Genomic DNA, 14,925 nt, shown 5'->3' with positions numbered 1-14,925 from the left:
TCTCCCCCAACTTCAAAAATGATGGGATCTTTTTTTTACTTGCAAGTCCCTTAATATTCCTTTCGTTCCGCCAAATATTCATACATCCGCCAACGCGCATTTACTTCGGCTTGCGCTTGTTCTAGCAGTTGTTTAGCAACTTCCGGCTTACTCTTGGTAAGCATTTTAAAGCGATTTTCTTGATACATTGACTGATCTACTGGTTGCTTAGGCGCTTTCATATCCAGTTGCAATGGATTTTTGCCTTGTTTTTGCAACTCAGGATTATACCGATAAAGCAACCAACGACCGGATTCTACCAGCGCTTTCTGTTGATTCATCCCTGTGGTCATGTTGATGCCGTGAGCAATGCAATGGCTGTAAGCAATAATCAACGATGGGCCATTAAAAGCTTCTGCTTCCAAAAATACTTTCAGGGTATGTTCATCCCTCGCACCAAGGGCTACACTTGCTACGTAGACATTGCCGTAGGTCATGGCAATTAGTCCTAAGTCTTTCTTGGGTGCAGGCTTACCACTGGCGGCAAATTTCGCCACTGCTGCTTTTGGGGTAGCTTTTGAGGATTGACCGCCTGTATTAGAATACACTTCTGTATCCATCACCAAGATATTCACATTGCGGCCACTGACCAGCACATGATCGATACCGCCAAAGTCAATGTCATAAGCCCAGCCGTCACCACCAACAATCCAGACGCTTTTTTTGACAAGGTAATCAGCAATCGATTTTAGATTTGAGATTTTGGATTTTAGATTGGGGTCTGATGAGAAATTGATAATTTTATCTAGTCGTTTTTTCAACAACTCTACCCGTTCTCGCTGTTCCCAAATGTCAGCTTCGGAATTTTGTGTAGCGTTGAGGATGGATTGAATGAGGTTATCATCAATTTCACCACTCAATTTTTGCAGTAGTTCCGCAGCAAATTCCGCTTGCTTATCTAAGGAAAGGCGGAAGCCAAAACCGAATTCGGCATTATCTTCAAATAAGCTATTAGACCATGCCGGGCCTCTTCCTTCAGCGTTGGTTGTCCAGGGAGTTGTGGGTAAATTTCCGCCGTAGATTGAAGAACAACCTGTAGCGTTGGCAATTACGGCGCGATCGCCAAATAGTTGTGTCAATAATTTTAAATAAGGTGTCTCGCCACAACCTACACAAGCACCAGAAAATTCAAATAATGGTTCTTGCAGTTGTTGTTGGCGAATTTGGTTAAGTTTGAGTTGTCTGCGATCGGGATTGGGCAAATTCAGAAAGAAATCCCAGTTTTTTCGTTCTTGTTGTCGCAAAGGCAGTTGCTGCGCCATATTAATCGCTTTCCGCAATGGCTCAGACTTATTTTTAGCAGGGCAAATATTTACGCAGATAACGCACCCTGTACAATCTTCAGGGGCAACCTGAATCGTAAATTTTTGGATGGCAAAGTCCCTATCTTTGGCATCAACTGACTTAAAGGTTGCTGGTGCATTGGCTAACTCACTCGGTTGATACACCTTGGCACGGATGGCGCTGTGGGGACAAACCATCACACATTTACCGCACTGTACGCAGACATCCCCATCCCAAACAGGAATTTCTTCCGCTACATTGCGTTTTTCCCACTTGGTTGTACCTGTGGGGAATGTACCATCAGGCGGTAATGTACTTACAGGTAAGTCATCACCTTGCCATGTCATAATTTTACCGAGGACTTCCCGCACAAATTTGGGGGCTGTGATTGGCAGAGGATTTTGGATTTTAGATAAGAATATTTCCTCATCTATCCATTTTCCCTGTTCCTCATATTTGACTTTCACCTGATGTAAATTTTCTAGAGTTTGGTCTACGGCTTGCAAATTCATGCGGACAACTTCTGCCCCTTTCTTACCGTAGGTTTTTTCAATTGCTTGTTTAATTTTGGCGATCGCTTCTTGTTGTGGCAAAACATTTGCTAAGGCGAAGAAGCACACTTGCATAATTGTATTAATTCTGCCACCCATGCCACTTTGACGGGCAACTTGGCTTGCATTGATGACGTATAAATTTAGTTGCTTTTTGATAATTTGCTGCTGTACTTTTACTGGCAAACGTTCCCAAACAACATCGGCATCATAAGGACTGTTAACAAGAACAGTCGCCCCAGGAATAGCAGCTTTAAGAACATCAATTCGTTCCAAAAAACCCCAATGATGACAACTTATAAAGTTGGCTTTGTCAATCAAATAAGTTGAGCGAATTGGCTCTTTGCCAAAGCGCAGGTGAGAAACGGTCATCGAGCCAGATTTTTTTGAGTCGTAAACAAAGTAACCTTGGGCGTAGTTGTCTGTTTCTTCACCTATAATTTTGATTGAGTTTTTGTTAGCCCCGACCGTACCATCGGAACCTAAGCCATAAAACATTGCTCTAACTACGTTATCTGGTTCGGTAGAGAAATTCTGGTCAAAGCTTAGGGATGTATGGCTAACATCGTCATTAATACCGACAGTAAAATGGTTTTTCGGTGTAGCTGAAGCGAGGTTGTTGAAAATGCCCTTGATCATCGCTGGCGTAAATTCTTTAGAAGAAAGACCGTAACGACCACCGATGATTTTGGGGAGAGATGAGGAAGACCCGGAGATTAATTTTTCCCCGTCTCTATGTCCCCGTGTCCCTGTGTCATTTCCCCATCTTTCATGAATTGCAGCCACTACATCTAAATACAGTGGTTCCCCTGCGCTACCTGATTCTTTGGTGCGGTCGAGAACTGCGATCGCTTTTACACTGCTAGGTAATACATCAACAAACCTTTCTACATCAAAAGGGCGATATAGCCGCACCTTCACTACACCAACTTTTTCCCCAAGGTTGTTGAGGTAATCTACTGTTTCATGGACAGTTTCACAGCCGGAACCCATGATGACAATCACGCGATCGGCATCGGGTGCGCCGTGATATTCATAAATTTGATAATATCTGCCCGTGCGATCGCCAAATTTATCCATGAGGCGCTGGACAATTTCGGGCGTGGCGTTGTAATAAGGGTTAGCACCTTCGCGGGACTGGAAATAAATATCAGGGTTTTGGGCTGTACCCCGTAAAACTGGGCGGTCTGGAGTGAGAGCGCGATCGCGGTGTGCCAATATGAGATTGTCGTTGATGAGCGATCGCAAATCATCATCAGAGAGTAATTTCACTTTCTGCACTTCATGGGAGGTACGGAAGCCGTCAAAGAAGTGCATAAACGGTACTCGCGCTTCTAAGGTTGCAGCATAGGCGATAAGGGCAAAGTCTAGATTTTCCTGCACCGAAGCCGAACACAGCAACGCAAACCCTGTAGCACGAGCTGCCATGACATCGCTATGGTCACCGAAAATAGATAAAGCATGGGTAGCTAAAGAACGTGCAGCGACGTGAATTGTCGCACTTGTTAATTCCCCAGCGATTTTGTAGAGATTGGGTATCATCAACAATAATCCCTGAGATGCTGTGAAGGTAGTACTGAGGGAACCAGTTTGTAACGCCCCATGCACCGCACCTGCGGCTCCACCTTCGCTTTGCATCTGTACTACACTGGGAACTGTGCCCCAGAGGTTAGGACGGTCTTCGGCTGACCAAGCATCTGCCCATTCACCCATTGTTGAGGAGGGAGTGATGGGATAAATTGCAATTACCTCATTTAATTTGTAGGCAATACGGGCGACAGCTTCATTTCCGTCAATTGTTGCAAATATTTTGTTCATCATTTACTCCTGCTATATCACCCAAGCGCGAAGATATCTACATTACGAATTAGCTGGGCATAAATAAACGTCAAGAGTCCAAATATGGACTCTATAATTTGGGTTTGTAAATTATATATTTATTGATGTCCAGCCACTTAAATCTTTGTGTATTTCTGCCTATTTCTTAAATTTTTAAACTTCTACATTGCATTATGGTGAGGCATGGATACAATTTTAAATATTCAGTTTTAACGAATGAAATTTACCTAAAATTCAATAATATTGATGAATTTTGATTTAGATTAGCTACTAATCACCTTCACAGTATCGCACAGGCTCTTCCACAGGAAAATTTATATATTAATCCTGTACTCAAATATTTAAATAGCTATTTTGCAGGGACTTTAAATAATTCAATTTTTATTTGGGGGTATAGGTTCGAGAATTAAGATTAAGTTCCAAAAAAGCTTGGAAAAAAATGCGGAATGCTCCTGTTTCAGTTTGTAGTCGAACTACAAGTAATACCTAATTGGAGACTACTAATGCGTACTTTAACTTACCGCCATATAAGTTCTTTTATCTTGTTAGGACTGATACTAGGTCTTACGAGTTGCAGTGGTGATAATCCTACAGAGATAAAAGCTGAAGTTTCTCGCAACCAATCTTCTAGTATTCAATCAGTATCAACCAATGTAACTCCTAAAATTAAACTTGCTGAAAACTTACCTAAAAAAGCTTCTAGTGTTCAGCCACGAGTAATTGATTTAACGCCTAAGATTAAACTTGCTGAAGAACCACAGTGGTCACCAAATAGGAAGCAAATTGCTTTCATGAGTTTGAAAAATCCTGGCAACGAAGAAATTTATGTCATGAATGCTGATGGTTCAAACCTGAAGAATCTCACCAATAATTCAGTAAAGGATCGTTCTCCCGTGTGGTCACCGGATAGCAAAAAAATTGCCTTTCTTTCTGGGCGCAATCGCAACCCTGAAGTTTATGTGATGAATGCTGATGGTTCTGGACAAACTAATTTAACTAAAAATCCAGCAGGTGATTATCCTTATATCTGGTCACCAGATGGCAAAAAGATTGCTTTCGGATCTAGGCGTGATAATAATGATTATGAAATCTACATCATGAATGCCGATGGCTCTCAGCCAACCAGAATCACCAAAAATCCGGGGTATGATTCAGTTCTTTCTTGGTCGCCAGATGGCAAAAAAATTGCTTTCCTTTCTGGACGTGATGGCAACGAAGAACTCTATGTCATGAATACTGATGGTTCTAGCCAAACCAGATTAACTAATGACTCAAATAATAATGCAGGGGCAGTTTGGTCACCAGATAGCAAAAAGATTGCTTACCATTCAAGTCCTGAACCTTTCAAGAAAAATGGTTACATTTATGTAATTAATGCTGATGGTTCTGGTAACACTCAGCTTACGAATCCAGGAATATCTCAAAACCCTGCTTGGTCACCCAATGGTACACGAATTGCCTTTGAATCTTATCGTGATGGCAACTCAGATATCTATGTAATGAACACTAATGGTTCTGGTCAAATTAGATTAACTACCAATAAAGGCAGAGATTCACGTCCAGTTTGGTCGCCTGATGGCAAACAAATAGCTTATGAATGCTTTCAAAATGAAGAATCGCACATTTGCTTGCTCAAGGTCTAACTTCCTAATTCTCTAAAATCAAAGGAAAGATGCAAACCCTGAAACTAAGATAAAATCTGAAGTCTGTTAATTACTAATTCCTGATTTACGCTTCACCTGAGGGACGAAGTAACCTGTAATCCTTTGTAAGTTTTGTCAAGCGCTCAATCTTTCTATTGGCATCCCTTGATAGGGGAATATACAATCCAGTAGAAACTAGCCCTGTGATAGCTGTGACATCAGCCTGAGTCACATTGCCCGAAAGCATGAGGAAACCTGCTAACAAACTCATGGCAATGGAAGCGGCGATCGCCATACAAGATAAAATGTAACTCAAACGAGCTTGATAGCAATGTTCTTGATAGGTTTTCCATTCCATTTCGTCGTAATAACTAGGCTTTACAGTGCTTGACTGAAAGTTAGCTCTGCGAGAATCTGTTTTTGAGTTAATGTTTGTCATCGGCTTGAAGTAAGTGTAGTATCTGATTTGATTAAGCTGTTTATTGTGTATGTCCTAACTGTGTAGGCTACTGTCTGATAGAGGCGTGAGAAATTATACTTTCCTCCCTTTTTTAATGGCTTTTTAAGGAGGAAAGCATATGGTATTACTAACAAGAAACTGTACAATTTAGGCGTGCAGCAGCTTATTTTTTAACCACAGACTCGATAATCATTGCAGCTGCAAACAAACACAGTAGAATAATCGCTAATCTTCCAAACCATTCTCCGATCAGGGGTAGTAACATCATGGCTATCTTCGAGAGTCCTAAACTCATCGACATCACACAGGCGATCGCCAAGCCAGCCCCAAAGAGTAGAAGGTACTTCAAAAATCTTGAAGCAAACCGAAATAAAAAATTGTTTTGTTGTTCAGTTTTCATAGCTTTGTACTCCAAATAATAGTTGATATTTCCAAGCAATTAGCCCTTAAAAAATTAGGCAGGAGAAGTTAATTAACTTCTCCTGCCTTGTAAAAATCACAATTTATCAGGGCTAGGTTTTAAAAATTTGTGATTGGGTTGTCTGCAACTTTCCAATGGCTAGTTATCACAACTATGCCTACCATTCTCTGAGGAATGTATATAATTATTCAATTGTGTAATGATTATTTAGTTGTGTTGAAATTTCATATTCAATTTTACTGTGACTCGACTTTTGCTCCTCTATCCACCACTTTTGTAACTCCTCTTGACTGATGACATACCGATAATGAGTAGAACCCATTATCGTTACTGCAATTCGATCACGCTTAATTCGCTCACTTTTAATTTCTATGTGACCGAAACCAGTTTCATGCCAACATTTAAGGAGAATTTCTCGCAGTCGAGTCACAATTCTGTCAACTTCGTTTGCTTCGCTAGTTTCTCCAGGCATAATCATGGAACCTTAGGGTAAGCCGTGCTAGACTCTCAATCGAAAATTACAAATGTGTCAACCGTTCGATTAAAGACAGCTGCCACCTTTGTGAGAAGGAATCTGCCAGGGTATTTGCTTTACGTAATTAGGTGGAAAAATTTAATTATTTTTTCCAACGGCTAAGTGTCGTATTCTGTGACAATCATCTCATGGGATTTTAGCGCTGTCAAGTAGGATCATGACTAAAATTTTGCTTGTATTACCCCAATTAATCCTTGGATTATCTAAATTTGCGTATATGTGACAGGTGTCACAAAAGATTTTAAGTTGTAAGCTATTGTTAGTCACTAAAATCGTATGTTAGGTGGAAAGCCACCAAACAAGATGAATCAGCAACAGTTAAATGAAACCTTTGAGAAATTAACGCCACGTCGCCAAGAGGTATTGCGGCTAGTGTTGGCTGGGGAGTTAGACGAAGCGATCGCTCAAGTTTTAGACATTAAGTCAGCGACAGTCAGAAAATACCTAGAAAGGCTCTACCGAGCATTTGATGTCAGCAAAAAATCCGAATTAGTGACTTTGTTTGCTAAGTACAAGCCTGAACTCATCAGTGGTAACTCCAGCACGACAATACCAGCAGCAAAGAAAACCAACTCCGACAGTAAGCAAGATTTAGGAGAAGCACCCGATACTGCAACTTTTTACGGACGTACTCAGGAATTAGAAACTCTTAAGCAATGGATTATTAACGAGCATTGTCGTGTCGTTGCGTTGCTGGGAATGGGTGGACTGGGAAAAACTGCTTTATCTGTGAGATTGGCTGAGAATTTAAAGTCAGAGTTTGATTACATTATCTGGCGTAGTCTCCGAGAAGCACCCAAACTAGGCACAGTACTTGATGGGATAATTAGATTTTTATCAAACCAAGAAGATATTAATTCCACAGGTGATATTAGTGAGAAAATTACACGTCTTCTTGACCACTTTCGGCATTTCCGTTGTTTATTAATATTAGATAATTTTGAATCGATTTTAGCTGAAGGTTCGCATTCAGACCTGTACCGTGATGAATGCCAAGAATATAGTATTTTAGTTCAGCGTATTGGCGAATTACATCATCGGAGTTGTTTAGTAATAACAAGCCGTATAAAACCCAGAGAAATTGCTGTTCAAGAAGGGGAAAATTTGCCAATTCGTTACTTATTACTGCCAGGCTTGAAAAATTTAGAAGCTATGAAAGTTTTGGAAAGTAAAAGACTTTCTGGTACAGAAGAGGAGATGGAGAAATTAGTCGGTCTATACAGCGGTAATCCTTTAGCATTAAAAATAGTATCTACTTTTATTCAAGATTTATTTGGTGGTAATGTTTCCGAATTTTTAGGTCAAGAAATTAAGCTTACACCTTTTGTTGGCATAGAAAGCTTGTTAGAGCAGCAATTTCAACGTTTGGCAGAGTTAGAAAAGGAAATTATGTACTGGTTGGCAATTAATCGTGAACCAGTTTCTGCGCCGGAATTATTTGATGATATTGCAGAAAAACCCATATATTTTAATGTCATTAATAGCTTAAAAAATCTTGAACGGTGTTCGCTCATAGAAGCTAGTGATGGTAGATTCACTCTACAAAATGTCGTCATGGAGTATATAACTGGTATTCTCGTCCGACAGGTAAGCGAAGAAATAAACTCTGGAAACTTTGAAATATTTAATAAATATGCTTTAATCAAGGCTACTGCTAAAGATTATATTAGAAATTGCCAGGTCCAACTAATTCTTAAACCAATTGCTAAAAGTATTACTGATTTCAAAAGCAAATTAGTTAATTTATTTTCTAAACAAAATAGAAAAATTAGAGATTTATCTAAAGGATATACTGTTGGTAATATCTTAAACTTATTACGTTATTACAACTACAATTTATCTGGTCTTGATCTGTCACACTTAACTGTATGGCAAGCATATCTCCGAGGAGCAGATTTACGAGATGTGAAGTTGATTGGGGCAGATTTAAATAAATCTCGGTTTACAGAAGCTTTTGGTATTGTGCTAGCAGTAGCATATAACCCCAAACAATCATTGATTGCTCTGGGTGATACTAAAAGTAAAATTCGTCTAAGAGATGGAAATGGTCATCAACTTCTAACCTTGGAAGGGCATACAAATTGGATTAGGTCAGTGGCTTTTAGCCCTGATGGAGAAATTTTAGTTAGTGGTAGTGATGACAAAACCCTGATGTTATGGAACACCAAAACTGGTCAATGTTTGAAAACTTTAACAGGGCATAAAGAAAGAGTCTGGTCAGTAGCATTTAGCCCCGATGGAAAAACTGTAGCTAGTAGCAGCGAAGATAAAACAGTCAGACTATGGAACATCCACACTGGTGAATGCTGGAATGTTTTGGACAAACATACTCATTGGGTACGGGGAGTTGCATTCAGTCCTGATGGCAAGATTTTAGCCAGTGGTAGCAGTGACACAAAAGTAATTTTATGGGATGCCCATACTGGTAATTATCTAAAAACTTTAGAAGGTCAACATACAGCACGAGTACGTACAGTCGCCTTCAGTTCTGATGGCAAAATTTTAGCTAGTGGCAGTGATGACCATACCATTAGACTTTGGGATATTGAGAGTGGCAGATATCTCTACACTTTGCTGGGGCATACTGAAAGAGTGCGATCGCTAGCTTTTAGCCCCGAACTCAATTCTCGCATTTTGGCTAGCGCCAGTGAAGACCATAAGGTAATTTTGTGGGATACCGACACCGGTAAACGCCATCGAACTTTATCAGAACACACAGAAAAAGTTTGGTCTGTGACTTTTACCGATACTGAAGGTAAAACTTTAATCAGTAGCAGCGACGATAAAACTGTCAAACTCTGGGATGCTCATACAGGTGAATGTATCAAAACCTTCCAGGGTTACACAGACTGGGCTTGGTCTTTAGTTTTTAATTCTGATACTAATACCTTAGTTAGTGGCAATGACGACAAAACTATTAAACTTTGGAACTTAAACTCAGATAATAGTGAACCTAAATCTCTGGTAGGACATACTAATAGAATACGCGCAGTGGCCTTTAGTTCTAAGAGTAATCTGATTGCCAGTGGCAGTGATGACCAAACTATCAAACTATGGGATGCCCAAACTGGTCAACATTGCAAAACTTTAGTAGACCACTTTGACCGCATTCTGACTGTAGCTTTTAGTCCTAATGGGCGTCATTTAGCCAGTGGTGGCGATGACAAAATATTAAGAATATGGAATATCAATACAGGTGAGTACCGCCAAACTCAAGAGAATCATAAAAACTGGGTCTGGTCAGTAACTTTTAGTCCAAATAGCAAAATTTTAGCTAGTGGTAGCGAAGACTGCACAATCAAATTGTGGGATGTAGATACGGGTAAATGCTTGAATACTCTCAACGGTCATACTGGATGGGTGCGATCTGTGCGTTTTAGCCCCAATGGTAATATCCTTGTTAGCGGCAGCGAAGACCAGACTATCAAGCTTTGGAATATAAGTACAGGTGAGTGTATACAAACCTTGAAAGGAGAAACAGGTTGGGTGCGGACTGTAGCTTTCAGCCCTGATGGACGCTTTGTGGCGAGTGCGGGGGGAAACCCAATCATTGAAATTTGGGATATCAAGACCGCCCAGCTTTACCGAACTTTGACCGGACATCAAGAAAGAATCTGGTCTGTTACTTTTAGTGCTGATAGTCAAACTCTTGCTAGTAGTAGTGAAGATGGCACAATTAGGCTTTGGCATACAGAAACAGGAGAGTTTAAGAAATCACTTAGATCTCCCAGACTCTATGAAGGTATGGACATTACAGGTGTGGTTAATCTTACAGAAGCGCAAATCAAAACTTTAAAAACTTTAGGAGCAAGGAAAAATGATGAGTAGAAAATCACGAAACGCATTGATTGGCATTACAACCTATGGTCGGCAAGATGCATTGCCATTTTCGTTGCCCAGCGTGTACATAGATGCTGTTCGCGCAGCAGGTGGCACACCTATATTATTGCCACCAGGAGAAACTGACCCCGCTAGGCTATTGGAACCTCTAGACGGTTTGATATTGTCCGGTGGTGGAGATATTAATCCTAATTGGTACAACGGTTCAGACCACCCTAGCATTTATTCTGTAGATGGCGATCGCGATGCTTTTGAACTGCAACTAGCTAAGTTTGCCCTTGATCACCATTTACCTGTGTTAGGTATCTGCCGGGGTTTACAAATTCTCATCGTTACCTCAGGCGGTACTCTTATTCCCCATGTACCAGAGGTCTACGGTACGTCAGTATTACATCGTATAGATCCTGAACCGGGAAGGCGTTTACCCACAGAACACATGGTTAAGATCGATGTAGAAAGCCGTTTAGCTGAATGTGTACAAAATACTCACATATCTGTAGTTTCTTGGCATCACCAGGCAGTACACCAAGTACCATCAGGATGGCGTGTGGTTGCCCATGCACTAGAAGATGAGTTAATTGAAGCCGTGGAACATGAACATCATCCTTGGGCGATTGGTGTGCAATGGCATCCAGAACTTTCAGCTAATGATCCACATCATCAAAGAATTTTTCAGGCTTTTGTTCAGGCAACCTATACTAAACAAAGTTTACTAACAGCTTGAATTAGCATTAAAGGCTTTCTTTATTCATATCTTGTATTAGAATAACCGCCTGGGATTAAAATCCCAGGTTAAAAGCTTAATTAATAAAGCGAGTAATTTAGTTTTTAAAGAGTAATTTATTGATGTTCCTGTAATAAATTTTCTAAACCAGACCAAAATTTATCTAATTCAGTAGCCATCATTTTTGCACCTGCGATTGTTGGTGTTAACAATTTTGGGTAATTATGCAGAATCAGACTTGTCAACTCTTGAGCTTCTTGGGCGTGTCTTTCTTCAACGCCTTGCTCAAAACATTCAGCAAAATATGGTTCTTGTTTGATAACTGGAAAAGAATAAGCCAGAGCATTCATTAATGCTTGCATCCAATCATGAGCAAACATTTCAATCACACACCAAGGCCCTAGAGACTGAGGATAAATTTTCTGGACTAAAGAAACAAAATTCGCAGTGGTTGGGTCAAGCAATTTTTGTAGTTCATCTAGACTTCCGAATTCTTCATCTTGGATGCTAAATTTAGCGCCCATATTGGCAAAAGCCCGGCTTAATTGATAATGGTGAGTATCCCCACCTTGCAAGCTATCATCATCACTAATAATTCTCAGCTTCCGCACCCGTAACGCAGGACTATCTAAGTACGGTACAAAGTAAACCATGGCACGAGTTGCATGACAAGCTGCTTGGTATCTGAGATATATCTCGCCTAGTAAATCTGGAGAACGGAGTTTTTCTGGTGGAAATAGAGCTAAACGGGAGAAAAATGGATGCTTGGATGGAAGATATTTTTGGTAAAGCTCATCTAAAACATCTTGAAATAGCTGCTCAACATTTTGAGTTTGCATAATAAAAAAATAGTAGTATTTACTATTCACTAAATTTTACAAAATTCAATACTTTTTTGGAACATAGTTCATAAATTTTTATTAATTTCTTATTATTGCCTTTGATTTTTTAGAGATTTTTATAAACTTGAGCAAGTATTAATAAAAAAATGGTAATTCAAAAAAAAATAAATATATATTTTCAGAAATAGGTAAATAATTTAACCTAAAAAAACACAAGATAAGATGATTGCAGCAATCAAGGAATCAATAATGCTAGACTGTTACAAATAAAGCTGATGGGTCAGGAAATTTGTACTTCTATAAAACTAAGTTGTACTGATTAGATACCTTGTCGAACATCACAAAAAGTAGAAAACACTTCATATCGCCCCAACAAGAGAAGCGCAAAATAAGCTAAAATTCAAGCAGAGTAAGCATTTCCCGCTCATAATGCCCCATGCTTGAGACCCTGCAAATCCGGCTTTACGAACTAGAACAATTTGCCAACACCCTTGTCTCTAATCAATTGGCGCACCTCAGCGTGGTGAGTATTGGCATTATTTTTGCGGCTGGTCTACTTACCAGCCTCACGCCGTGTATGCTTTCTATGTTGCCAATTACCATTGGCTATATCGGCGGTTATGAAGCGAAAAGCCGTCTACAAGCAGCTGCTCAATCAACTTGGTTTGCGCTGGGATTAGCAACCACATTGGCAGGACTCGGAATTACAGCAGCTTTTGTGGGCAAAGTCTACGGTCAAGTGGGGATTGGTTTACCGATTATCGTCAGCATCATCGCCATTCTTATGGGGCTGAATCTACTAGAAGCATTACCCCTGCAATTCCCATCTATAGGCGAAACTAATTGGATTTCGCAAGATTTACCACCAGGAGTGCGTTCTTATGCTTTGGGGCTGACTTTCGGTTTAGTTGCATCTCCTTGCAGTACGCCAGTTTTGGCAAGCTTACTGGGTTGGGTTGCCAGTACGCAAGACTTAATTTTAGGCGCTGTTTTGCTAGTCTCCTACACAGCAGGTTATGTAGCACCCTTGATTTTGGCAGGTACTTTTACTGCTGCAATTAAGAAGTTGTTGGAATTGCGTCGCTGGTCTGGTTGGATTAATCCAGTCAGCGGTGTGCTGTTGGTAGGGTTTGGTGTGTTTTCCTTAATTTCTCGGATTCCGTTTGGAAATTTTTAAGCAATGACTGTAGAAAATTCAACGCCCACAGAATCAAATTGGTGGTCAGTACCTGGGCGATTTTTGCGGCGAGAGTTTTTGCCCGTACTGACAGATTTACGATTAGCGATCGCCTTATTATTATTAATCGCCCTTTTCAGCATCAGTGGTACTGTAATTGAGCAAGGTCAGTCACCTGCTTTTTATCAGGCTAACTACCCAGAACACCCAGCCTTATTTGGTTTCCTGACTTGGAAGGTAATTCAAGTAGTTGGATTAGATCATGTATATCGTACTTGGTGGTTTCTGAGTTTACTCGTTTGGTTTGGTACTAGCCTGACTGCTTGTACTTTTACCCGCCAACTGCCAGCTTTAAAAGCAGCCCAAAAATGGAAATATTACGACGAACCCCGACAATTTCAAAAATTAGCTTTGAGTGCGGAACTAGATAATGGTTCCTTGAATACCCTCACCCAAATACTAAAGAACCAGCGTTATAAAATTTTTCAAGAAAAAGACAATATTCTCTACGCCCGTAAGGGAATTATCGGACGCATCGGCCCGATTATCGTTCATATCGGCATCGTCACGATTCTGTTGGGAGGAATTTGGGGGGCGATGACTGGGTTTGTTGCCCAAGAAATGGTTGCCAGTGGCAATACATTTCAAGTGAAAAATATTATAGATGCTGGCCCTTTGGCATTAGCTCAAGTTCCTAAAGATTGGTCTGTGCGAGTTAATCGGTTTTGGATTGACTACACCCCTGCTGGTGGAATCGACCAGTTTTATTCGGATATGTCTGTCTTAAATAATCAAGGAATTGAGGTTGATCGCAAGAAGATTTTTGTCAACCAACCTCTGCGCTATCATGGCGTCACTTTTTACCAAACTGATTGGGGACTCTCAGCAGTTCGTGTTCAATTCAATAACAGCCCCATTTTCCAGTTGCCAATGGTGCAATTGAACACTAATGGTGCAGGGCGCATCTGGGGTACTTGGATTCCGACAAAACCAGATTTAAGTGAAGGTGTCTCCTTAATAGCCAAAGATTTGCAAGGTATGGTGTTAATTTACGACGCCACTGGAAAGTTAATTAATACTGTACGTAGCGGAATGTCTACCCAAGTTAATGGCGTGAGGCTGAAAATTGTGGAGGTCGTTGGCAGCACTGGTTTACAAATTAAAGCCGATCCTGGCATTCCCATTGTTTACACAGGCTTTGCTTTGTTGATGTTGGGTGTAGTAATGAGTTACTTCTCGCACTCACAAATTTGGGCATTGCAAACAGGCGATCGCTTGTATGTCGGTGGTAAAACTAATCGCGCCCAAGTTGCTTTTGAGCAGGAGGTTTTGGAAATTTTGGATCGATTGAGTTCACAGCCTGAAGGTGGTAAAGGAGTTAACACTACAGAATCTTTGGCATCCAATCTATAAGTTTAATAGGTAGGGTTAATGCTCAAAGATGGCTACAACTTCAAATAAATATATAGATGGGCTTTTCTTCGATATACAATAAATTACTCTACTTCCATAACTCAAAATACACATTGGGGAATTGCTAGGGCTATTCATTACAACGTTGAAACTAAAT

General features: G+C 40.4%; 10 protein-coding genes. 5 read left to right on the top strand and 5 right to left on the bottom strand.

Annotated elements, in window-relative coordinates; genetic code table 11:
* Positions 1-50: 50 nt before the first annotated feature.
* On the bottom strand, positions 51-3,692 hold the full coding sequence (gene nifJ / locus AC5JL8_RS03460) for a pyruvate:ferredoxin (flavodoxin) oxidoreductase (RefSeq protein ID WP_495878413.1): 3,642 nt from the start codon (positions 3,690-3,692) through the stop codon (positions 51-53).
* A gap of 524 nt (positions 3,693-4,216) precedes the next feature.
* Here nifJ and AC5JL8_RS03455 point away from each other — a divergent pair.
* Positions 4,217-5,356, top strand: coding sequence for a TolB family protein (locus AC5JL8_RS03455; protein ID WP_495878374.1), 1,140 nt, complete (start codon positions 4,217-4,219; stop codon positions 5,354-5,356).
* Positions 5,357-5,441: 85 nt separating this feature from the next.
* On the opposite strand, the gene AC5JL8_RS03450 is transcribed toward AC5JL8_RS03455, so the two are convergent.
* The 3 genes from AC5JL8_RS03450 to AC5JL8_RS03440 all read right to left on the bottom strand — a co-directional run bounded on the left by AC5JL8_RS03450 (position 5,442) and on the right by AC5JL8_RS03440 (position 6,709).
* Positions 5,442-5,795 (bottom strand): TRADD-N-associated membrane domain-containing protein, encoded by a 354-nt coding sequence (locus AC5JL8_RS03450; RefSeq protein WP_495878373.1) that lies wholly within the window; start codon positions 5,793-5,795, stop codon positions 5,442-5,444.
* A 184-nt stretch (positions 5,796-5,979) separates the two neighbouring features.
* Positions 5,980-6,216, bottom strand: coding sequence for a hypothetical protein (locus tag AC5JL8_RS03445; RefSeq protein ID WP_495878372.1), 237 nt, complete (start codon positions 6,214-6,216; stop codon positions 5,980-5,982).
* Between the two features lie 205 nt (positions 6,217-6,421).
* Positions 6,422-6,709 (bottom strand): hypothetical protein, encoded by a 288-nt coding sequence (locus tag AC5JL8_RS03440; protein ID WP_495878371.1) that lies wholly within the window; start codon positions 6,707-6,709, stop codon positions 6,422-6,424.
* Between the two features lie 339 nt (positions 6,710-7,048).
* Here AC5JL8_RS03440 and AC5JL8_RS03435 point away from each other — a divergent pair, with 339 nt between their 5' ends.
* Positions 7,049-10,600, top strand: coding sequence for a WD40 domain-containing protein (locus AC5JL8_RS03435; RefSeq protein ID WP_495878370.1), 3,552 nt, complete (start codon positions 7,049-7,051; stop codon positions 10,598-10,600).
* Positions 10,593-11,336: a gamma-glutamyl-gamma-aminobutyrate hydrolase family protein gene (locus AC5JL8_RS03430; RefSeq protein ID WP_495878412.1), complete on the top strand. Its 744-nt coding sequence runs from the start codon at positions 10,593-10,595 to the stop codon at positions 11,334-11,336. The genes AC5JL8_RS03435 and AC5JL8_RS03430 overlap by 8 nt, the downstream gene beginning before the upstream one ends.
* Positions 11,337-11,452: 116 nt before the next feature.
* On the opposite strand, the gene AC5JL8_RS03425 is transcribed toward AC5JL8_RS03430, so the two are convergent.
* A complete protein-coding gene (locus AC5JL8_RS03425; RefSeq protein ID WP_495878369.1) occupies positions 11,453-12,175 on the bottom strand; it encodes a hypothetical protein in 723 nt (240 codons plus the stop codon).
* 439 nt (positions 12,176-12,614) lie between these two features.
* Between AC5JL8_RS03425 and AC5JL8_RS03420 the strand changes: the two genes are divergently transcribed.
* Complete coding sequence (locus AC5JL8_RS03420) at positions 12,615-13,355, top strand: cytochrome c biogenesis protein CcdA (RefSeq protein WP_495878368.1); 741 nt, start codon at positions 12,615-12,617, stop codon at positions 13,353-13,355.
* 3 nt (positions 13,356-13,358) lie between these two features.
* Positions 13,359-14,768, top strand: a complete 1,410-nt coding sequence (locus AC5JL8_RS03415; protein ID WP_495878367.1) for a cytochrome c biogenesis protein — start codon at positions 13,359-13,361, stop codon at positions 14,766-14,768.
* The last annotated feature ends 157 nt before the right edge of the window (positions 14,769-14,925 follow it).

The organism is Mojavia sp. (assembly GCF_059505145.1).
Note: the sequence above shows the minus strand (reverse complement) of the source record. Positions and strands in the feature narration are given on the sequence as shown.